At 65.8% G+C, this 20575-nt stretch carries 22 protein-coding genes; 15 read left to right on the forward strand and 7 right to left on the reverse strand.

Annotated elements, in window-relative coordinates; all coding sequences use genetic code 11:
• Positions 1 to 118 precede the first annotated feature (118 nt).
• The 5 genes from yajC (at position 119) to NF876_RS04390 (ending at position 4335) form a co-directional block, all read left to right on the forward strand.
• A complete protein-coding gene (gene yajC / locus NF876_RS04370) occupies positions 119 to 451 on the forward strand; it encodes a preprotein translocase subunit YajC (protein WP_247654589.1) in 333 nt (110 codons plus the stop codon).
• A gap of 90 nt (positions 452 to 541) precedes the next feature.
• On the forward strand, positions 542 to 2149 hold the full coding sequence (gene secD, locus NF876_RS04375) for a protein translocase subunit SecD (RefSeq protein ID WP_262267622.1): 1608 nt from the start codon (positions 542 to 544) through the stop codon (positions 2147 to 2149).
• A gap of 12 nt (positions 2150 to 2161) precedes the next feature.
• Positions 2162 to 3100 carry a protein translocase subunit SecF gene (gene secF, locus NF876_RS04380; RefSeq protein WP_262267623.1) on the forward strand — a complete coding sequence of 313 codons (939 nt, stop codon included), beginning with the start codon at positions 2162 to 2164 and terminating at the stop codon, positions 3098 to 3100.
• A gap of 4 nt (positions 3101 to 3104) precedes the next feature.
• Positions 3105 to 3491 carry an Mth938-like domain-containing protein gene (locus tag NF876_RS04385; RefSeq protein ID WP_262267624.1) on the forward strand — a complete coding sequence of 129 codons (387 nt, stop codon included), beginning with the start codon at positions 3105 to 3107 and terminating at the stop codon, positions 3489 to 3491.
• A 1-nt stretch (position 3492) separates the two neighbouring features.
• Entirely contained in the window at positions 3493 to 4335 is an 843-nt protein-coding gene (locus NF876_RS04390) for a phytoene/squalene synthase family protein (protein WP_262267625.1), read from the forward strand.
• Positions 4336 to 4600: 265 nt separating this feature from the next.
• On the opposite strand, the gene trmFO is transcribed toward NF876_RS04390, so the two are convergent.
• Positions 4601 to 6019: a methylenetetrahydrofolate--tRNA-(uracil(54)-C(5))-methyltransferase (FADH(2)-oxidizing) TrmFO gene (trmFO, locus tag NF876_RS04395; protein WP_262267626.1), complete on the reverse strand. Its 1419-nt coding sequence runs from the start codon at positions 6017 to 6019 to the stop codon at positions 4601 to 4603.
• Between the two features lie 86 nt (positions 6020 to 6105).
• Between trmFO and NF876_RS04400 the strand changes: the two genes are divergently transcribed.
• Positions 6106 to 6864, forward strand: coding sequence for a glucose 1-dehydrogenase (locus tag NF876_RS04400; protein WP_262267627.1), 759 nt, complete (start codon positions 6106 to 6108; stop codon positions 6862 to 6864).
• A gap of 90 nt (positions 6865 to 6954) precedes the next feature.
• Here NF876_RS04400 and NF876_RS04405 read toward each other — a convergent pair whose 3' ends face one another.
• Positions 6955 to 7110, reverse strand: a complete 156-nt coding sequence (locus NF876_RS04405; protein WP_262267628.1) for a DUF1127 domain-containing protein — start codon at positions 7108 to 7110, stop codon at positions 6955 to 6957.
• A 743-nt stretch (positions 7111 to 7853) separates the two neighbouring features.
• Positions 7854 to 8738, reverse strand: a complete 885-nt coding sequence (locus NF876_RS04410; protein WP_262267629.1) for a calcium-binding protein — start codon at positions 8736 to 8738, stop codon at positions 7854 to 7856.
• A 288-nt stretch (positions 8739 to 9026) separates the two neighbouring features.
• On the opposite strand from NF876_RS04410, the gene NF876_RS04415 reads away from it, so the two are divergent.
• Together NF876_RS04415 and NF876_RS04420 are read left to right on the forward strand one after the other, a co-directional pair.
• On the forward strand, positions 9027 to 9857 hold the full coding sequence (locus tag NF876_RS04415; RefSeq protein WP_262267630.1) for a hypothetical protein: 831 nt from the start codon (positions 9027 to 9029) through the stop codon (positions 9855 to 9857).
• A gap of 82 nt (positions 9858 to 9939) precedes the next feature.
• On the forward strand, positions 9940 to 10260 hold the full coding sequence (locus NF876_RS04420; RefSeq protein WP_262267631.1) for a hypothetical protein: 321 nt from the start codon (positions 9940 to 9942) through the stop codon (positions 10258 to 10260).
• 47 nt (positions 10261 to 10307) lie between these two features.
• Here NF876_RS04420 and NF876_RS04425 read toward each other — a convergent pair whose 3' ends face one another.
• Complete coding sequence (locus NF876_RS04425) at positions 10308 to 10592, reverse strand: porin (protein ID WP_262267632.1); 285 nt, start codon at positions 10590 to 10592, stop codon at positions 10308 to 10310.
• Positions 10593 to 10652: 60 nt separating this feature from the next.
• Positions 10653 to 11204: a DUF2231 domain-containing protein gene (locus NF876_RS04430; protein WP_262267633.1), complete on the reverse strand. Its 552-nt coding sequence runs from the start codon at positions 11202 to 11204 to the stop codon at positions 10653 to 10655.
• A 214-nt stretch (positions 11205 to 11418) separates the two neighbouring features.
• On the opposite strand from NF876_RS04430, the gene NF876_RS04435 reads away from it, so the two are divergent.
• On the forward strand, positions 11419 to 12543 hold the full coding sequence (locus NF876_RS04435; protein ID WP_262267634.1) for a GGDEF domain-containing protein: 1125 nt from the start codon (positions 11419 to 11421) through the stop codon (positions 12541 to 12543).
• Positions 12544 to 12558: 15 nt separating this feature from the next.
• Here the strand turns inward: NF876_RS04435 and NF876_RS04440 are convergent, their stop codons facing one another.
• On the reverse strand, positions 12559 to 14295 hold the full coding sequence (locus NF876_RS04440; RefSeq protein ID WP_262267635.1) for a right-handed parallel beta-helix repeat-containing protein: 1737 nt from the start codon (positions 14293 to 14295) through the stop codon (positions 12559 to 12561).
• A 542-nt stretch (positions 14296 to 14837) separates the two neighbouring features.
• On the opposite strand from NF876_RS04440, the gene NF876_RS04445 reads away from it, so the two are divergent.
• The 5 genes from NF876_RS04445 (at position 14838) to NF876_RS04465 (ending at position 18093) form a co-directional block, all read left to right on the forward strand.
• Positions 14838 to 15053: a DUF6894 family protein gene (locus NF876_RS04445; protein ID WP_262267636.1), complete on the forward strand. Its 216-nt coding sequence runs from the start codon at positions 14838 to 14840 to the stop codon at positions 15051 to 15053.
• An 80-nt stretch (positions 15054 to 15133) separates the two neighbouring features.
• Positions 15134 to 15349 carry a DUF6894 family protein gene (locus NF876_RS04450; protein WP_262267637.1) on the forward strand — a complete coding sequence of 72 codons (216 nt, stop codon included), beginning with the start codon at positions 15134 to 15136 and terminating at the stop codon, positions 15347 to 15349.
• Between the two features lie 285 nt (positions 15350 to 15634).
• Positions 15635 to 16057: a hypothetical protein gene (locus NF876_RS04455; protein WP_262267638.1), complete on the forward strand. Its 423-nt coding sequence runs from the start codon at positions 15635 to 15637 to the stop codon at positions 16055 to 16057.
• 84 nt (positions 16058 to 16141) lie between these two features.
• Positions 16142 to 16369 carry a DUF6894 family protein gene (locus NF876_RS04460; protein WP_262267639.1) on the forward strand — a complete coding sequence of 76 codons (228 nt, stop codon included), beginning with the start codon at positions 16142 to 16144 and terminating at the stop codon, positions 16367 to 16369.
• A 719-nt stretch (positions 16370 to 17088) separates the two neighbouring features.
• Positions 17089 to 18093, forward strand: coding sequence for a hypothetical protein (locus NF876_RS04465; protein WP_262267640.1), 1005 nt, complete (start codon positions 17089 to 17091; stop codon positions 18091 to 18093).
• A 74-nt stretch (positions 18094 to 18167) separates the two neighbouring features.
• Here NF876_RS04465 and NF876_RS04470 read toward each other — a convergent pair whose 3' ends face one another.
• The gene (locus tag NF876_RS04470) at positions 18168 to 18977 is read right to left on the reverse strand and encodes a class I SAM-dependent methyltransferase (protein WP_262267641.1); all 810 of its coding nucleotides are present in this window, start codon (positions 18975 to 18977) and stop codon (positions 18168 to 18170) included.
• A gap of 515 nt (positions 18978 to 19492) precedes the next feature.
• Here NF876_RS04470 and NF876_RS04475 point away from each other — a divergent pair.
• Positions 19493 to 20563: an NAD(P)H-dependent flavin oxidoreductase gene (locus NF876_RS04475; RefSeq protein ID WP_262267642.1), complete on the forward strand. Its 1071-nt coding sequence runs from the start codon at positions 19493 to 19495 to the stop codon at positions 20561 to 20563.
• Positions 20564 to 20575: the final 12 nt, after the last annotated feature.

A 20575-nucleotide genomic window follows, 5' to 3' on the forward strand; every position in this document is an offset into this window, starting at 1 on the left:
CTTCAACTTCATTGATTTCGGCGAGTCGATGGGTATAGTCCGCCACGCTTTGTCATCCCGTCCGGCGCGGGTGGGCCCCAATCGGGCCTGCCACGCGCCTTTATCCATGGAGAGCCGCTTGTTCATTTCACCTGCCTTCGCACAAGGGGCCCCGGCCGGGGGCGGAACGGAGATGATCCTTCAATTCGTCCCGTTCATCCTCATATTCGTCATCATGTGGTTCCTGATCATCCGTCCGCAGCAGCGCCGGGTGAAGGCCCACCAGGAGATGATCAAGAACGTCCGCCGCGGCGATACGGTCGTCACGTCCGGCGGCATCATCGGCAAGGTGACCAAGGTTCTCGAGGATTCGGCCGATGTCGAGGTCGAGATCGCCGACGGCGTGAAGGTGAAGGTGGCCCGGGCCATGATCTCCGAGGTCCGCTCCAAGAGCGAGCCGGTCAAGGCCTGATGTGACAAATGGCCGGCCCTTCCCTTTGGGACGAGGGCCGGTTCGCCGCTCCAGAATGCGGCCAAGTGAGTGAGAAAGGTTGAGCTGACGATGCTGCGCTTCTCGAGGTCGAAGATCATCGCCACCGTGGCGATCATTGTGATCGGCCTGCTTCTTGCGGTTCCGAGCACGATGAATCGCGAGCAGCGTCAGGCTTTCCTGAACGCCGTCCCGAGCTGGGTCCCGTCCTGGCTCGTTCCGTCCCGCGCCATCGTCCTGGGCTTGGACCTGCAGGGCGGTTCGCACGTCCTTCTCGAGGTCGACGCCCAGGATCTGCTGCGCGGCCAGGTCACGATCCTCCGCGACGACGTCCGCCGCATCCTGCGCGACACCCGCGTGTCGTCCCAGAACGGCATTCAGACGGTCCAGCGCGGCGTGCAGATCCGCGTGCCCGATGCCGCGGACCGCGACCGGCTGCTGCCGCGCCTGCGGGAGCTGGCCCAGCCCATCGGCAACGCCGTGATCGGCCAGAGCGGCAACAACACCATCGCGATCAACACCACCCCCGACGGGGTGATCACGCTGACCTACACGGATGCGGGCATCAACGAGCGCGTGCGCCGCGCCGTCGACCAGTCCATCGAGGTCGTCCGTCGGCGTATCGACTTCGGCGGCACGACCGAACCGAGCATCCAGCGCCAGGGCGCCGACCGCATCCTCGTCCAGGTTCCCGGCCTTCAGGATCCGCAGCAGCTGAAGGCCCTGCTCGGCGAGACCGGCAACCTCGAGTTCCGCCTGTTGGCCCAGCCGGGCGCGACCGACGTCGACCTGCTCCCCATGGAGGATGCCGGCGGACAGCGCGTTCCCGTCGAGCGCCGGGTGATCGCCGAAGGCGGCGACCTGACCGATGCCCAGCCGGCCTTCGACAGCCAGACCCGCCAGCCCATCGTCAATTTCCGCTTCAACATCCGCGGAGCCCAACGGTTCGGCCAGGCGACCACCGAGAACCTGGGCCGTCAGCTCGCGATCGTCCTCGACAACCGGGTCATCTCGGCCCCGACGATCCAGTCGCCCATCACGGGCGGCTCCGGCCAGATCTCGGGAAGCTTCACGGTCGAGCAGGTCAACAATCTCGCCGTCCTGCTCCGCTCCGGCGCCCTGCCGGCCAAGCTGACCATCGTGGAGGAGCGCACCGTCGGCCCCGGCCTCGGACGCGACTCCATCGAAGCCGGCAAGATGGCCACCTATGTGGCGGCCATCTTCGTGGTGATCTTCATGTTCGCCACCTACGGTATCTTCGGCCTCATCGCGAACATCGCGCTTCTCGTCCATGTGGGCCTGATCTTCGGTCTCATGTCCGTGCTGGAAGCGACCCTGACCCTGCCGGGCATCGCCGGCATCGTGCTCACCATCGGCACGGCGGTGGACTCCAACGTGCTCATCTACGAGCGCATCCGCGAAGAGGTGCACGCCGGACGGTCGATCGTGTCGGGCATCCAGGCCGGCTTCGACCGGGCCTTCGCGACCATCGTGGATTCGAACAGCACCATGGCCATCGCGGCCGTGATCCTGTTCTTCCTCGGTTCCGGCCCCGTGCGCGGCTTCGCCGTCGTGTTCATTCTCGGCATCCTGACGACGGTGATCACCGCCGTCACCCTGACGCGCATGATGATCGCGCTCTGGTATCAGTGGATGCGTCCCAAAGCCCTTCCGTTCTAAGGAGTGCGTATCGTGCGCCTCATTCGCCTCTGGCCCGAAAACTCCCATTTCGACTTCATGCGCCTGCGGCGCTTCTCGTTCCCGCTGTCGGCCCTGATCTCGGTGGCGACCGCCATCGTGCTGATGACGGTCGGGCTCAACTTCGGCATCGACTTCAAGGGCGGCACGCTCATGGAGATCCAGGCCAAGTCCGGCCAGGCCAACGTCGCCCAGATCCGCCAGACTGCCGAGAGCTTCGGCTTCGGCGACGTGGAGGTGCAGGAATTCGGCGGCTCCGGCGAGGTCTCGCTGCGCTTCCCGATCCAGTCCGGCGGCGAGGCCGCGCAGACGGCCGTGGTGCAGAAGGCCCGCGACACCTTCGGCAACGAGTACGATTTCCGCCGGGTCGAGACGGTCGGCCCGCGCGTGTCGGGCGAGCTCGTTCAATCCGGCACCATTGGCATCGTGCTGTCGGTCATCGCGGTTCTGTTCTATCTCTGGTTCCGCTTCGAGCGGGAGCTGGCGGTGGCGTCGATCATCGGCACGCTCCATGACATCGTGCTCACCATCGGGTTCTTCGTGATCACCCGGCACGAGTTCAACATGACGTCGATCGCCGCCATTCTCACCATCGTGGGCTACTCGCTCAACGAGACGGTGGTGGTGTTCGACCGGACCCGCGAACTGATGCGGCGCTACAAGGCGATGCCGGCGGAAGAGCTGTTGAATCTCTCGATCAACACCACCATGTCCCGAACGATCATGACGGCGACCACGACGGCGCTCTCGCTCCTGGCGCTGGTCCTCTTCGGCGGGCAGGCGATCCAGGGCTTCGCGCAGGTCATGCTCTACGGCGTCGTCATCTGTACGTATTCGGCGATCTGCATCTCGTCGCCCATGCTGATCTATATCGGTCTGCGCGGGTCGGAGACCCTCAAGGTGCCGGAGGGCAGGGCCGCCGCAGCGGAGTAGGACCATGAGCGATGGTCGCCTCTACGACGGCTTCCTGCCGGGACGCTATCCGTTCGACGCCTACGGCAACGGCGGCTTCCGCTTTGCCGACATGTCCCATCGCGGATCCCTGCTCGCCCTGCCGTCGGGCATCAGGGCGTGGCCGGTCGGCTCCGTGGCCGAGCTGACCGACGAGGCGCTCGATCCGGTCTTCGCGGAGGCCGATGCGATCGATCTCCTGCTCCTCGGCACGGGCACCGACATCGCGGCCATTCCGGCGTCCTTCCGCACGCGCTTCCGCGAGGCGGGGATCGGTCTCGACGTGATGCAGACGGGCGCCGCCGCTCGCACCTACAACATCCTGCTCGGCGAGAACCGCAAGGTCGGCGCCGCCCTGATCGCCGTTCCCTGACATGGCGGACGCAATTGCCAACTTCGCCCATTGCGAAGCGCTCGTGCGCGAGGCCGATCCGGACCGCTACTGGGCGAGCCTCTTCGCGCCTGCCGAAAAGCGTCCGCACCTCTACGCGCTCCATGCCTTCAACTTCGAGGTCGCCCGGGTCCGCGAGGCCGTGCGCGAGGCCCTCGTCGGCGAGATCCGCCTGCAATGGTGGCGCGACGCCCTCCAGGGCGAGGCGCGGGGCGACGTGCGGGCCAACCCCGTGGCGGCTGCGCTCGACGACACCATCGTCCAGTTCCGCCTGCCCCGTCAGTCCTTCGTCGACCTGATCGATGCCCGGATCTTCGATCTCTACGACGATCCCATGCCGAGCTTGAACGATCTCGAGGGCTATTGCGGCGAGACCTCGTCGAGCCTGATCCAGCTTGCGAGCCTCGTCCTGGCCGACGGATCCAATCCGGGCACCGCGGATGCGGCCGGCCATGCGGGCGTGGCTTATGCCGTCACCGGGCTTCTCCGTGCCTTCCCGCATCATGCGCGACAGGGTCAGGTCTACATCCCGGCCGATCTCCTGGCCCGCCACGGGGTCGTGCGCGAGGATATCGTAACCGGACGCGGTGGGCCCGGTCTCGAAGGCGCCCTGGCCGATCTCCGCGCGGTCGCCCGCAGGCACCTGGAACAGGCGCGCAAGCTGCGCGCAACGGTTCCCGACCCGGCGAAGCCGGCCTTTCAGCCGATCGCCCTGGTCGAACCGTATCTCAGGGCCATGGAACGGAAGGATTACGATCCGTTCCACACGCCCGTGGACCTGCCGCAATGGCGGCGGATCTGGGCGCTCTGGCGCGGGCCGTTCTAAAGCATCGGACGTGAAAAGTGGACTTGCACTTTTGGATCCATCCGATGCTTTCTTCTTGGATGAGAGCATCGGTCAGAACGGAAAAGTGGACCCAGGTTTGGGATCGGATCCGATGCTACCCTCTTGGCCGGGGCATGGTCGAGTGCGGCCCGCTTTCGTCCGCACGATGCGCTCGGCGGTCTTCCGATCGAGATCACCGGGACAAGCCCGGTGATGACGTGGGAGGATGAGGCACCCGGCTGGCGCCGCCCTCCAGGGGCCCGGCTTACTCCGCGGCGGCGGGCAGAGCCCCGCCCGACAGCCAGGCCGCCAGATCGGCCCTGGCCCTGTCCGTCAGCGCCTTCTTGCGGGCGACGGCCTTGGCGGGGCCGCGCAGGCGCTTGCCGTCCTCGGCCTTCGGTGCTTGGGCCAGCGGCGGAAAAAGCCCGAAATTCACGTTCATGGGCTGGAAGGAGCGCGGCCCCTCGTCGATGGTCTCGATATGCCCGCCGGTGATGTGGTTGATCAGCGCCCCGAGCGCCGTGGTGTGCGGCAGGGGCTCCATCGGCCGGCCGAGCCGCTCGGCGGCGGCGAAGCGTCCGGTCATGAGACCGACGGCGGCGCTCTCCACGTATCCCTCGCAGCCGGTGATCTGGCCCGCGAAGCGCAGGCGCGGCATCGCCTTCAGGCGCAGGGTCGGATCGAGGAGCTTGGGCGAGTTGAGATAGGTGTTGCGGTGGATGCCGCCGAGCCGCGCGAACTCGGCGTTCTCCAGGCCCGGGATCATGCGCAGGATCGCGGTCTGCGCGCCGTATTTCAGCTTGGTCTGGAAGCCCACCATGTTGAACAGGGTCCCGAGCGCGTTGTCCTGGCGCAGCTGCACGATGGCATAGGGCTTCCTGTCGGGATTGCGCGGGTCGGTGAGGCCGACCGGCTTCATGGGGCCGTGGCGCAAGGTCTCGCGGCCTCGCTCGGCCATGACCTCGATCGGCAGGCAGCCGTCGAAATACGGCGTGTCGGCCTCCCATTCCTTGAACTCGGTCTTGTCGCCGGCGATCAGCGCGTCGACGAAGGCCTCGTACTGCTCCCGGGTCATGGGGCAGTTGATGTAGTCCTTGCCGGTGCCGCCCGGTCCGACCTTGTCGTAGCGCGACTGGAACCAGGCGACGTCCATGTTGACGGACTCGCGATAGACGATCGGCGCGATGGCGTCGAAGAAGGCGAGCGACGTCTCGCCGGTCAGGCTGAGAATCGCCTCGGCGAGAGCCGGCGAGGTGAGGGGCCCGGTGGCGACGATGACGGAGGACCATTCCTCCGGCGGGAGGCCGGCGATCTCGCCCCGCTCGATGGTGACGAGAGGGTGCGCTTCGAGCGTGGCCGTGACGGCGTTCGAGAACCCGTCGCGATCGACCGCGAGCGCGCCGCCGGCCGGAACCTGGTTGGCGTCGCCCTTGGCCATGATCAGGGAGCCGAGCGTGCGCATCTCCTGATGCAGCAGGCCCACCGCGTTGGTCTCCGGGTCGTCCGAGCGGAAGGAATTGGAGCAGACGAGCTCCGCCAGCCCCTCGGTCTTATGGGCGTCAGTGCCCCGCACGGGGCGCATCTCGTGAAGAACGACCGGCACACCCGCCTGGGCGATCTGCCAGGCCGCTTCCGAGCCGGCAAGCCCGCCGCCGATGACATGGATGGGTTCGATGGTGCTCATGATCATTCTCCCGAGCGGCTTTGTTGACTCCCTGGGGAGCGCTGGTCAAGTTGAGCCGAATTACTTTTGGGAAGGCTTAGAACGCCATGCAATCCAGACGCCCCGTCGTCCTTATTACAGGTGGAAGCCGCGGCATAGGGGCCGCGGTGGCGCAGCTCGCCGCCGCGCGCGGCTACGATGTCGCCATCACCTACCGGTCCGAGCGCGAATCCGCCGAACGGGTGCTCGAGGCCTGCCGCGCGTCGGGAGCGTCCGCGGTGGCGTGCCAAGGCGACGTCGCCGTGGAAGCCGACGTGGTGCGGATGTTCGACGAGGCCCAGTCCGTCCTGGGCCCGATCTCCCATGTGGTCAACAACGCGGGCATCACCGGCAAGTCGAGCCGGCTGGAGCAGGCTTCCTCGGACGCCATCCGGGCCTGCATCGATGTGAATGTCCTGGGGGCGATCTGGGTGGCCCGGGAGGCGGCGCGACGCCTGTCCACCAGCCGGGGCGGAGCCGGCGGCACCATCGTCAACATCTCGTCCGTCGCGGCGAGCCTTGGCAGTCCCAACGAATATGTCTGGTACGCGGCCTCCAAGGGCGCGGTCGACTCGCTCACCATCGGGATGGCGAAGGAGCTGGCCAGCGAGGGGATCCGGGTCAACGCGGTCTCGCCCGGGATGACCATGACGGACATCCACGAGCGCAGCACCCAGGATGCCGGCCGGGTGGAGCGCATTCGGCCCCACATCCCCATGAACCGGATCGGGGAGCCGGAGGAGATCGCCGAGGCCGTGCTGTTCCTGATGTCGGACGCGGCGTCCTACATCGCCGGGGCCAACCTGTCCGTGTCGGGCGGCCGCTGAAGCCTCCGACAGGCGTCCTGACAGGGCTCCAGACAAGCGAAAGCCCGCCGGGAGGCGGGCTAGGGCCTTTTGCTGCGATGCAGCAGAGATTTACGCGAGAGCGTTCTGGCGAGCGATGCTATCGATCTGGAAGCGGGAGATGCCGAGGTCATCGAGCTCGCGGTCGGAAAGCAGCGACAGCTCACGGACAGTCTCGCGATAACGCATGTAAGCGCGGACTTTAGACAGGATGTACGATACGAACATGGGAAGCTCCTAACAGTGACCGGCCCCTTTGACCGGTGGCCTTTGTTCTTGCGTTTGCAGAGCGGATATAAGTGTGTGCGCTGCAAAAGAGGAGTGGTGATAATGTAGGTCTGTTATGCTTTAGTAGCATAACGTCCTAATGCCACGTTAACCGATGTGCGGCTCAGGAATGGCTGCTTGCCCAGGCTCCCCGGCGGGGCAAAAGGAAACGGCCCTGTTTCCAGGGCCGTCGTGATGGCTCCTTGAGGTCCGACGCAGCCGAGCGCATGGTGCGGCGAAATCGGGCCACTTTTCACATCGGATGCTCAAGGCCCGCGCCACACACGGATCGCGCTCCACCGTCCCATGTCATGGCTGGGCCTGTCCCAGCCATCCCGGTAAGGTGAAGCGCGGCGCCTTACGGAAGCGGGATCACCGGGACAGGCCCGGTGATGACGTGGAGAGTGGTGTGAGCGGGTGACAACACCCTCCACGTCATGGCCGGCCTTGTGCCGGCCATCCCGATCCGGTGAAGCGCGGCGCTCTTCCGATCGGGATCACCGGGACAAGCCCGGTGATGACGTGGTGGTGGATCGGCCGAGCGATCAAGACAGGGGCACGGACAAGGGGACAGCCAAGAGTGGAGCATCGCACGGGAAACCTGGGCCCGCTTTTCACGTCCGATGCTCACTTCCTGAAGCGGCGCATCGTTCGGCGCGAACCCAGCGGGCCACGCCAGCGACCCTCCGGGTCCGTCCGATGCTCTAGAAGATGAAGAAGTCGGCCTTGGAGAGGTTCAGACCGGCCTTCAGCTGAGCGAACTTCACGGCCGCGACGCCGCCGATTCCGTCGGCATCGTAGAGCAGGGCGCCCGTCTGCTTGTTGTAGATGATCCGGTCGGAGGCATCGCGGGCAGCCGGCCCGGTCGTGAAGGCCGCCGCCGAGAGCCAGCCGTCGCGGCCCGCCCGGGTGAAGACATCGCCGTCGAGCATGATCGTGTCGTCGCTCGGCCGGAAGTCCGTGATCTTGTCGACGTTGCTTCGGGTCGGCCGCTTGTCGAAGACGAAGTAGTCGTTGCCCGAACCTCCCGTCAGCGTATCGTTGTCCGAGCCACCGCTCAGGTAATCGCTCCCGGCCCCGCCGCTTACGACGTCGCGGCCGGCACCCCCGTACAGGTCGTCGTCTCCCGAAAGCCCATAGAGATCGTCCTCACCGGCGTCGCCGTACACGATGTCGTCGCCATCGTAGGAAAGGACGGCGTCGTCGCCCGATCCGCCGCGGATGACATCGTCGTAATCATTGCCGTAGAAGGTGTCGTTCCCTCCGTTGATCGTCACATACCAGGCATAGCCCTGAAGTTCGTCGACGGTCGTGTGGAGATCGAGATCTTCGATGGACAGGATGGTCTGGCCGAAGTTTTCGTAGACCAAGTCGTCGATCACGACGGTGTAGCCGTCGCTCCAATAGCGGGCGGTGAAGGAGTCGACGATCGGACTGCCGTCGATCTCGTACTCGGCGACGGCGCCGTCGTCGTAAACGAGATCCGTTGTCACCGAGGGATCAGCCCCGATGAACGCCCAGCCCGAGCTGTCGGTGCTGGCCATGTTGAAGCCCACACCGGCTGCGTTGAACGCCTTGAAAATCGCCATGACTGCCCGTCCCGATGAAACCACGATAGCGCTAAGCTATGGCCATGACCATGAACTTAAGCTGTATCGCGCTGACGAGCATTGTTCATCATGATGGTAAAGAGTTGATTGACGGGTGCGGCGGGCCGCTCCTGGCGGACGCTCGAGAGATCTGGACATTCATGTTCTTGAACGTTTGTTCATCTTCGCCCCGCCGTCGCATGATAAGATCCGTTACTTAAAGTTATTGGGAACAGTCTCAACGGGTTGGCGTTCATCTCCCACCTTTACTGTTATGGAGATGGTCCCGTGAAGAAAATCGCTCTCGGTGCCGCCCTTCTCTTACTGAGCAGCGCGGCCTACGCCCAGACTTCGACGCAGACGAATACCAACAGCAACACCAGCACGTCCTCGCAATCCTCCTCGGATTCGAACCAGATGCTGCGCAACCAGTCCGGCAGCGGCAGCCGGGCCCAGACGGAGACGACCGGCGCGACCCGGACCGAGCGCTCCGGGGCTCAGATCAACGTCCGGGATCGTGAGGAATCCGGTACCCGCGTCGGCATCGAGACCCGTGAGCGCTCCGGCGTCTCCGTGCGGTCCCGCACGGTGCACGAGACCGATGAGCCGAGCGTCTCGGTCACCCGCCGCCGCAGCGTGACGACCTACGAGGAGCCCGACACGGAAATCCATCGCACGGTGGTGAAGAAGAAGCCCACCAAGAAAGTGGCCGTGAAGAAGACGAAGCGGACCAACAAGGTCGTTTCCAAGACGCGTCGCTACCATGTGGTCGAGGAGCAGCCGGTCGAGGTTCGCCGCCGGACCGTGCGCCGCTACGAGGAGGTCAACGAGCCGAGCGTCTCCGTGAGGAGCCGCACGACGGTTCGCCGGACCCAGGACACCTCGCCGAGCGTCGGCGTATCGGTCGAGCAGCGTCGCTCCAATGACGTGAATGTTTCGACCAGCCGGAGCCGTTCGAGCGCTCCCGAGACGACGGGAACCGTGTCGACGCGCAGCCGGACGGACATGAACGGCAACGCGGGCAGCGGCAGCTCGAACTCGGGCAGCAGCTCGACGAACATGCGCCTGCCGCAGCAGGGCGGTTCCTCGTCCCAGGGCGGCAGCACCCCGAACCAGTAAACTCAACACCGGCGAGAGCCGGGAGGGGAATCCGGACCAGGATCCCTCTCCCGCCTTTGATCGGAGTTCCGGAGAATGGACGATGAAGAAACTCTTGGTATCAGTGAGCGTAGCCCTTCTGGCCGCAACGTCCTTCAGCGGTGCGGTGGATGCCCGCCCCGGGAAGAGCAGAGGCCACGCCTATGGGCATTACAAGAGCCACCAGGCGCCCCGCTACTACGTTCAGCGGCGACACAACAACAATGCCGCCATCGCGGCCGGGGTGACCGGTGCGATCCTCGGCGGAGCGCTTGCCGCGACGGCCCGGCCCGCATACCGGACCTATGAGAGGCCGGCCTACCGGACCTATGAGGCGCCACGGCGCAGCTACTACCGTGAAGAATACTACGACGACGGGTATTGATCCGGTTCGAGCGGGGCGCCTTCGGGCGCTCCTGTCCCATCGGTCCGTCAGCGACGCTCGTTTCCCACCGAAATGAAGGCTCGGGCCGGCCCATATTCGGTCTGCTTCCTCACATCGAGCTGCACGCGCCCGCCTGCCCGCGTCCCGTAGGTGTCCGCGGATCGGGCGCGTGACGATCCCACCACCGTGTCTGCTCTCACGCGGCCGCTGACGCGCACACAGGTGTCGGACGCCTGCAGCATCGCGAAGCCCGGCGGGCATGCGGTTGCCGCCAGCGTCGGGCCGGGGGTCGCAAGGCTGACGTAAAGAAGGGCGAGGGCGCATCGCTTCATGACGGGCTCGAATGTAGCGGCCCAAGCCCGGCCGTGGCAAGGCGAGCCGCCCCGACGGGATCACACGTCCGATCCCGTCTTCCGCCGGCCATAGGATGCGGCGACGTCTGCCCGGTCCACCTCCACATGGAACTGCTCGGCCTTCGGGCCATAGTCCCGGATGGCCCCGATCCCGTAGCGGTAGGAGAGCTCTCCTCCGAGCCAGCCGCTGAACAGGAGGAGGGCGGTCTGGATGCCGGACAGCCAGAGGCCCCATCCCTGAGCGCCGGCCGCCGGATCGTCGAGGCGAACGCCGACATTGACGAGGGCCAGGGCGACCACCACGAGATTGGCCACCATGTGGGCCCAGGAGACCCAGACGTTGCGCACCCGGTCGATGGTCACGAAATCGATCAGGCCCGGCACGGCGGCCACGAGGGCGGTGACGATTCCGGCGATCAGGAGCCAGTAGGACACCTGCGCCCAGAATGCATCCTGGGTGGCCATGAAGGCGATGTCCGTTCCGAACGCCCCGATCAGGAAGGCCACGGGAAAGACGATCAGCATGTGGTGAAGGGGGTGGCCAGCGATGGCGGCCGTGCTCTGGACGCCATGACGGTGATACAGGCCCATGAAAGTCTCCCTATCCGATATCATATCGCGTCAGGACCAATGCCGAGGAAAATCCTTCGTTCCAGGCGCTTCCCGTCGGGTCCGCCCGATCCGCCGCAGGGCGGGGTTCTGGACATCGGCGGACGGATGGGAGATAGCGTCACATGCATCCCCAGGGATGGGTCGTCGGGGTTCCTCTGCGGCTTTCTGGTCGAACTCTACGGCAGCCTCTCCGATGGTCCTTGATCCTGCCACGCTCACCGTTGCCTTCGTGCTGCTTTCGGCGGTGCTCGGAACGTTGTTGCTTTTCTCCTGGGTGCTGAATCGCAGGGTCAGGGCGCTCGCCTGGTGGGGCAGCGCCTTCTGGCTCATCGCCGTCGGGATCGGATCGGCCAATCTGGCCCACGGACAGCCGGCTTACGCGATCCTGCTCGTGGCGAATGCCCTGGCCCTGCTGTGCTATGGGGTTCTCTACACGGGATGCCGGGTCTTCAACGGCCGCCCCGTATCTGCGACCGCGATGATCGCCGGGGTCGCGGTCTGGATGGCGGCATTTCCCTTCATCTACAGCTCGCACGGCTTCCGGCTGATCGTCGCGTCCCTGATCACCTTCGCCTATTCGATGCTCTCGGCCTGGGAGCTCGGTCGCCATGATGCGCGACCGCTGGCCTCCTCGCGGGTCTCCGTCCTGCTTCTGCTGGCGCTGGCCGTGTTCAATCTGTCCCGGGGAATGCTCGGGATCGGCCTCACCTCCGTATCGTGGATCGACACCTTCGCAAGCCGATGGTCGCCCTCCATGGCGCTCCTGCTGGTCATGTTCGGGCCGACCCTAGCCTTCATGTTTCTGTCCATGGCCAAGGAGAGCGTCGAATCCGAGTACAGGCAGGCTGCCCTCGTCGATGCGCTGACCGGAGTTCCGAACCGGCGCGCCTTCATGGAGAATGCTGCCCGGCTCCTCGGGCGGCTCGGACCCAAGCCGGCGTCCTGTCTCCTGTTCGACCTCGACAACTTCAAGGCCATCAACGACCGCTTCGGCCACGATGCGGGCGACCGGATCCTGACCATCTTCGGGGAGGTGCTGGCGGCGCATCTCCCGCAGCAGACCTACGGCCGGCTCGGCGGCGAGGAATTCGGCGCGATCCTGGCCGGCGGTTCCCGGGAGGCCGCTCTCCTGGCGGATCGAATCCGCCACGCTTTCGCGGCCGACGGGGCCGCCTCGCTCGGCGGCCAGGGCGTGGCAACCGTCAGCGTCGGCTGCATCACCGATACGGGAGCCGACGCCGGTGCGCTGCTGCGGCGGGCCGATGCCGCGCTCTACCAGGCCAAGCGCCGCGGCCGCAACATCGTCATCGCGGCCTGACGGGCCGCCCCGGTCTCACACGACGAAGAAGTCGTGGTAGGTCAGGGCAAGGCCCTTCTTGAGCTGGGCGAACTCCACCGGCTTGCGGGAACCCGAGCCGTCGGAATCGTAGGAGAGAACGCCGGTCTTCCTGTTGTAGAGGATGTAATCGTCCGGATCCCCGGCCCTGGTGCCGACATGGAAGAAGCCGGCATCGAGCTTGGCGGGGTTCGCCGAAGAGCCTGGTCCGAGCTTGCGGAAAACGGCGTTGTCGAGCCAGATGGAATCGTCCTTCGCCGAGTAGTCGAGGATCGTGTCGAAGTTGACCGTGCGATCCGTCCTGAAGTTTCCGAGCTTGCTGTCGAAGATGAAGACGTCGCGGCCCGCGTCGCCGCTCAGGATGTCGTTGCCGGCGCCGCCGCTGAGGCTGTCGTGCCCTTTGCCGCCGGAAACGTAGTCCTTGCCGGCATCCCCATAAAGTTTGTCGTTCCCGCCATCACCGGATACGTGGTCGTTGCCGCTCCTTGCCCGAATGGTGTCATTGCCCGAGCGCCCGCTCAGGTCCTCATCAAACCCTGTGCCCTTGAACGAGTTGGATCTCGCGGATCCGATCCAGGTCTGCTTCGATGTGAAGATGGCGCCTGAATCCGTGCCCGATATCGCGTTCCCGACGAGCCGGATGAAGGTGTTGCCCCCTACGGTGTTCGTGGGCTCCTCGCGGATCCCGTAGCGTGCATCGACCGCGCCGTCGGAGTAGATCGTGTTGTTCAGGATCTGCGTGTTCGACGAGTAGTAGGTCAGCCCGGTCGTGGAATCGACCCGCATGCGGATGCTGATCTCGTCGAGCTGGTTGTCCCCGACCTGAGCGTTGTTGAAGATGAAGCTGTTCTGGACGACGGTGCCCGTGGAGCCCTCGATCCGCACCCCGTTACCCTGGTTGCCGAAGATCGTGGCACCGTCGACGGTGACGTTGGCCGCCATGTTGAGCAGAACGCCTTCCTTGAGGTTGCCGTAGTACTGACCGCCGACGATCCGGACATTGCTCGGCCAGCCGATGTTCTCGGAACCTCGCTGCACGACCACGCCGGCCGACCCGTTGCCGTAGGCGATGTTGTTCTCCAGGAGCAGCCCGGTCGTCGTCGTGGTGATGTTGAACCCGTGCCGGTCGTTGCCGTAGGCGAGGTTGTTCCTGTAGATGCCGTTGACGATGTAATCGGCCACGAACCCGTCGAGTCCGTTGCCGTGCGAGACGCTGCTCTCGATGGTCAGGCGCAGGGTCTGCTCGTGCGGGTCGAAGCCGTAGCCGGAGCAGTTCATCACCTCGATGCGCGCCACGTGGATGTCGCTGTCCTGCCGCGGGCTTCCCGGCTCGACGCCCGTGTAGAAGCCGTCGATCTTGCCGGACGTGGCGCCGCGATTGCCGTCGATGGTGAGGTCGAACACGCCGACGTTGCTTGTCTCTTCGTTGAAGGGGGTGCGAACCACCCCGGTGATGCTGCCGGCCCATCCGTCCGCCACCTTGAGGATCGTCTGGCCCATGCCCGCACCCTGCAGGGCCGTGCCGGTGAGCATCTCGACCGCGCCGTCGCTCTTGTCGCCGTTGCCTTTGACCAGAAGGGTGCCGGCCGGCAGAACGACCGTGACGCGACCTGCGGAGGGGTTCTTGAGATACTCGTCGTGCGCCGCCTTGACGGCTGCGTTGAGGGCAGCCGTGTCCTCCAACGAGTCATTGGCTTTCGCGCCGAAACTCGACGCGTCGATAACCAGGGCCATGCAAGCAGTCCTTTTCCGACGAGGGAGGCCAGCCTGCATAACCAGCTTTCGCCGGGTTTGGTCGGGCTATTCCTGAGGATTGACCGGCATCGGAGGTAGTCATCATGAAGGTGCCGGAGACTGGCTCATCGGCTAGGAAAGAACTCTAAGGGTGATGGTCGGCACCATTCGGAGAGCCGGTCCTCCCACTCCGGTCCGCCGCCTCCCGCCGTCAAGCCCGGAAACATTGCTCGCGGCCTCTATTTCAATCGTTGAGAACGGTTTTTGGGCACGGGCCGCATCGGCGGCAGATCGTCCGTGCATCGGGATGTGAGGGCCGATTCAGACCCTCGGACGAAAGAATGTCGCACGCCCGGCGTGGCGCGTTCATCGCCTCGCGGGGCGATCAGGCCCGATATCGGCACGAAGCGGTCTCGGCCCGTCAATCCGCCCGGTGGCTTTTCCGGCAAAAACCGACTCTCGTCCGCGGCTTTCATAACCTGCGTTAAAGCGCTCAAGCTCGGACCGTGTAGTTTAGGATGGGACGGAAGCTGGAAGGCTCGATGACCCGCTATCATTTCCATGTTCAGCTTGCGGACCGTCTCATACCGGATCGGGAAGGCGTCGATCTGCCCAGCTTGAGATCGGCCTTCGAACCCGACAATGCGGGGGCCTGTGCCCCCTGGGATGCTCTGCTGGATGCCATCGGGGGCATGCCCAACAGGATCACCGTCATTACCGACGAGGCGGGTCGGATCGTGTTCGTTCTCGCGGTATAAGGGCGCTCTCATGCTGTAAACCTGCTGACCCGATCCGATCCCGCCCTTGTGCCGAGATCACCGCGACGGAGGGAAACGAGATGCCTCGTTACTATTTCCATCTCCGCTCCAAGGAGACATTCGTCTGGGATCGGGAAGGCGTCGAATTACCCGATCCCGCCATGGCGTGTGGGGCGGCCGACCGGGCGGTAGCGGAGCTCCGGGGCGGCCTGATGCACGACAGCAGGAACGAGTGCTATTGGATCGTCGCCGTGACGGACGAGGTCGACGAGGTGATTCATGTGGCGTCCGTGTGACGGCGCCCCGAACGGCAGGACTAGGTCCCGATTCCCCGATTGTGCAGTCTCGACGACGGCCGGTCGATTTCCTCGGCCCGACCTGCGGCTCATCATGGCCTGACCGTATCGAAAGAGGTGCCGATATCCGGGGGGTATTTCCTTGCCGCATCGTCGGGCAAAGTACTAAAGTTCTGGCGATCTGCCACTTCTGGCATATAACTCGTGCATTACTCTGCGTTAAACTCTCCTCAAGCAGGTTGTGCAATGGTTCCTAAGGGTGGCGTAGAATGTCTGGGGGCGGGCGTGACAGACGAAGAGATTGAAGCCGTTGCGGAGGAACTGGCGAAGGCCGGCGGCACCTCGTGGTATCCCGGGCGCACGCGCGGCGCTCTCCTGAGGTCCGTGGGCGAGCGCTATCGCGACAGGGCGAGATTGGCGATCGCGGCTCTCGACCGGGTGAGGGCGGCGAATGGCGGCCCGGACGCGCTCCAGGCCCCTGAGCCGCCATCGGTTCCTGAGACCCCGACCGCCAGCAACTCGGACCGGATCCAGGTCGGGGCGATCGTCGTGTATCGTCCTCCCGGAGACCAGCGGGCGATCGCTTGCAGGATCGAGCGCCTCGAGGATGGGCGGGCCTATCTCGTTCCGGCGCCGAGGCCCGATATCGGCTGGGTCGAGTTGAACAGTTTCGACCCTGTGGGCGAGGCTTCGACCAAAGACGAATGACTGCCGGGCCGGGGTGGAGTCTTCACTTCGTTGGCAAAAGCGGATAGCAGATTCCAGCCTGTTCATAAGGGTGACGGTCCCGAAATGCGCTGCTTCTTTCACCTTGTGAACGATCACGAAGAGATCGTCGACAATACAGGGATCGAAGTTCATGACCTCGAGAGTGCCAAGGATCAGGCGCTCCTTGCCGTCACCGAACTGCGTTGCGAGATCGGCTCGGACGTCGCGGACTGGTCCGGATGGCGGCTCGACATCGTGTGTTCCCAGGGCACGCTTCTCCATTCCATGCAGCTGAACAGCACCGTGCATTGAAGCCTGTGACCGGCTGAGACTCCCATCCCGGGCAAACCTTCAAGCAACGCTCGCGCATCGGACGTGAAACGTGGACCCAGGTGTGGGACCGGATCCGATGCTCCGCACTTGGCCGGCCCATCGTTGAGTGCGGCCTGCTTTCGTCCGCAGGATGCGCTCGGCGGTCTTTCGATCGGGATCACCGGGACAAGCCCGGTGCTGCTCCCCCCGCACGTCATGGCCGGCCTTGTGCCGGCCATCCCGATCGGAAATGCGCGGCACCTCTCAGAAGCGGGATCACCGGGACAAGCCCGGTGATGACGTGGGAGGGTGGTGTGACCCGGTGATGATACCCTCCTGGTCGTGGCCGGCCGGTCACCACCCGCCTCTCGCCGGCCATCCCGATCCGAGAGGCGCCGCGCCTCAGAGGATCGCGATCACCGGCACAAGGCCGGAGACGACATGGAGAGGGACGCGGCTCTCCCGTGCTAGAGCAACGGACGGACCCAGAGGGCCGCGTCAGCGACCCGCTTTCGTCCGCACGATGCAATCGCTGCGCCACTCCAATCGACAGCAACAGTGTGATGTATATTCGCACTGTTTACTCATGTTGTATCGTATTGACCTGCGGTGGAAGTATTTTTCCTGCGATAAATATTCAAAGATGTGGAACTAATGTCCTCAAGCCTGAGTCTTTTCATGCGATAGCCCCGACGGGGTAACTCCTAGGGAGTACAGAGATGCATTCGCGTGGACGGTTGTTTGGCTTCAGCCGCAAGACTTCAGTGTGCGGTGCGGCGGTTCTTCTGATCTCTTCTTTGATGTGGCAGCCGGCTGCAGCGCGGGACCGCGGCGGGAGCGGCGGCCGTTCGGAGGGCCTCGGCGGTGGGCTCGGCGTGAGCCTTGGCGGCGACAACGGAGTGTCCGCCGGCGTGGGAGCGACTATCGGCGGGAGCGGCGGGATCGCAGCCGGCCTTGGGACAAGCATCGGGGGCTCCGGCGGAACGGGCGCAGGCCTCGGCGCCAATGTGGGCGGCTCCAACGGAGTTGCGGCCGGGGCTGGAGCCAGTATCGGCGGACCGACCGGGGTCTCGGCCGGAGCCGGCGCGAATGTCGGAGGCACGGGCGGAGTCAGCGCCGGGCTCGGGGCCAATGTCGGCGGCTCGTCGGGACTAAGCGCGGGCGGTCGCGCCAGCGCCGGCGGATCCGGCGGGGTCACGGCTGGCGCCGGCGCGAGCCTCGGGGGCCCCAGTGGCGTCGATGCAGGTCTGGGCGCGAATGTCGGCGGATCCGGCGGCGTAACGGCGGGCCTCGGCGCGAGCGTCGGCGGCTCGCGCGGGGTGAATGCCGGCGTGGGCGCCGGGGTCGGGGGCTCGAATGGCATCGGTGTCGGGGGCGGCATTGGGATCGGGGGCGGCGCCGGTGCCGGAAGCGGCACGGGCGGCTCCGTCGGGACCATTGGGGCGGGAGGCATCGGCAGCAGCGGCGCCACGGGCGGCCTCGCGAACCCGGGCTCCCTGGGCACCGGCAGCGTGCGCAGTCCATCCGCGACGGGAAGCGTCAATCCGGGGCGGCCGGATCGGCCCGGCCAGGTGGAACGTCTCAGGGCCGAGATCCGCCAGATGAGCAACGACGACCGCATGAAGCTGCGTCGCAGCTGCGCCATGGTCGCAGCCTCGCCGGACGGGTACGATTCCGACATGCAGGCGCTCTGCCGTCTGATGAGCCGGATGTCGGCGCGCTGAGGCGCTCCTGTCACACGCAAAGGGCGCGCTCCATGGGAGACGCGCCTTTTGCTCCCACCCCGTCGCCCGGTCCCTCAGCGCCAGGCCGTCACGGTCAGGGCGCTCATGCGGTTCTCGACCGGCGATGAGCCGAACCGGGCCGCGAGCGCATCGGCCACCCTGTCGGTGATCTCCTCCAGGCGCTCCGGGGCCCTGGCCTCGATCTCGGACCGTAGTGGGGTGCCCTGGCAGAGGCCGATCGCGGCATCCCGGGATGAGGATGCCCGGGCGACCTTCTCGACCACCACGATCTCCACGTTTTCGAACCCGGCCTGCTGCACCTCGCCCCGGATCCGGTCCGGATCGGAATAGCCGAATGGCACGCGCTCGTAGAAACGGGGCGGGTCGTCGGGAAGGAGCTTTCCGACGGTATCCGAGACGATCCGGCTGACCTCGTTGCGGTCGAGCGCGTCCCACACGCTGAACAGGAAGCGTCCGCCGGGTTTGAGCACGCGCAGGGCCTCGCGGTAGCCCGCCAGCTTGTCGGGGAAGAACATGACCCCGAACTGGCATGCCACCGCGTCGAAGGACGTATCCTCGAACGGAAGCCTCTGCGCATCGGCCTGCCGCCATGTGACGTTCGGCGCCTGAAGCCGCTCCGCAGCGTGATCGAGCATGGGTTGGTTCAGATCCGTCGCGACGATCTCGACCTGCGGCGGCAGCGCCTTCGCGAGGGCCCGCGTGGCGATGCCCGTGCCGGCGGCCGTTTCCAGGATCCTCCCCTGGGTAATGTCCTTCAGACGCGCCGCCAAGTCCTCGGCATAGGGCTCGAACAGCAGGGGCCCCATATAGCGCTCGTAGATCGCCGGAATCGACCCCGCAAAGGCCGTATCGGTGGCGCCCATCGTTTCCTCCGCCGCAAAAGCCCGGGATGATCGCGCCGGTGCCCCGGGCGCGCAAGGTCTCAAAAGGCTAGGGCGGCGTCGTTCCCCCGACGCGGCCGGGACGGGCTCGCCGGCCATCCCGATCGGTGGGGCGCGGCGCTTCAAACAATCGGGATCACCGGCACAAGGCCGGTGATGACGTGGAGGGTTGTGTGAGGCGGTGCGAACACCCTCCCACGTCATGGCATCCTCCGCCCTTCCTGTTACCCTCCACGTCATGGCCGGGCCTGTCCCGGCCATCCCGATAAGGTGAAGCGCGGCGCCTCTCGGAAGCGGGATCACCGGGACAAGCCCGGTGATGACGGGGTGGTGGACCGGCCGAGCGATCAGGACAGGGGCCCGGACGATGGGCCAGCCAAGAGGGGAGCATCGGACCCGAAAGTGGGTCCACTTTTGGGGCCGATGCTCTAAAGTGCGTTCCGCGTCATGAACGGTGCTCTCGCTCTCGTTCCGCTCGGACAGGAAAGGCCGCGGACATGTGGAAAGATCGACGCGTTCTCGATCTCTTCGGGATCGAACGTCCCATCATCCAGGCTCCCATGGCAGGTGCCAACCTGTCCGACATGGTCGTCGCCGTGTCGGAGGCGGGAGGCCTGGGTTCGCTGCCCTGCGCGCTGCTGAGCCATGACAAGGCGAGGGAGGAACTGTCCCGGATCCGGCAGGCGACGTCGAAGCCCGTCAACGTCAATTTCTTCTGTCACCGCGCTCCCGTCTTCGACGCCGGGCGGGAAGCGGCCTGGAAGCAGCGTTTGAGCGTCTATTATCGGGAACTCGGGCTCGACCCGGACCTCCCGACCCCGCCGTCGACGCGTGCGCCCTTCGACGAGACGTTTCTCAGCCTGGTCGAAGAGTTCAGGCCGGAGGTGGTGAGCTTTCATTTCGGGTTGCCGCGACCGGACCTGCTGACGCGCGTGAAAGACGCCGGCGCCAGGGTGATATCCTCCGCGACGACCGTCGAGGAGGCGCGCTGGCTCGAACGCGAGGGCTGCGACGCCATCATCGCGCAGGGCTTCGAAGCGGGCGGCCATCGCGGCCTCTTCCTGAGCGATGACATCTCGACCCAGGTCGGCACCGTGGCCCTGGTCCCGCAGGTGGTCGACGCCGTCAAGGTGCCGGTGATCGCCGCGGGCGGCATCGCCGATGCGCGGGGCATCGTGGCGGCACTCGCCCTCGGCGCGTCGGCCGTGCAGATCGGGACCGCGTATCTGTTCACCCCGGAAGCGATGATATCCCCAGTCCACAGACAGGCGCTCAAGGGTGCGGACGCCGAGACGACGGCCTTGACGAACGTCTTCACCGGGCGCCCGGCGCGGGGCATCGTCAACCGGATCATGCGGGAGGTCGGCCCGATAGCGGTGGACGCGCCCGCATTTCCGCTTGCAGGCGGCGCGCTCGCCCCCTTGCGTCAGACATCCGAGCCCCTCGGCTCGGGCGATTTCATGTCGCTCTGGTCAGGGCAGGCGGCCCGCCTGGCCCGGGAGACATCCGCCGGCGATCTGACCAGGAGGCTTGCGGACGAAGCCTTGGCGCGGCTCTCGTCCCGGTGAGGACCGGCAGGC

The organism is Microvirga yunnanensis, from assembly GCF_025460875.1.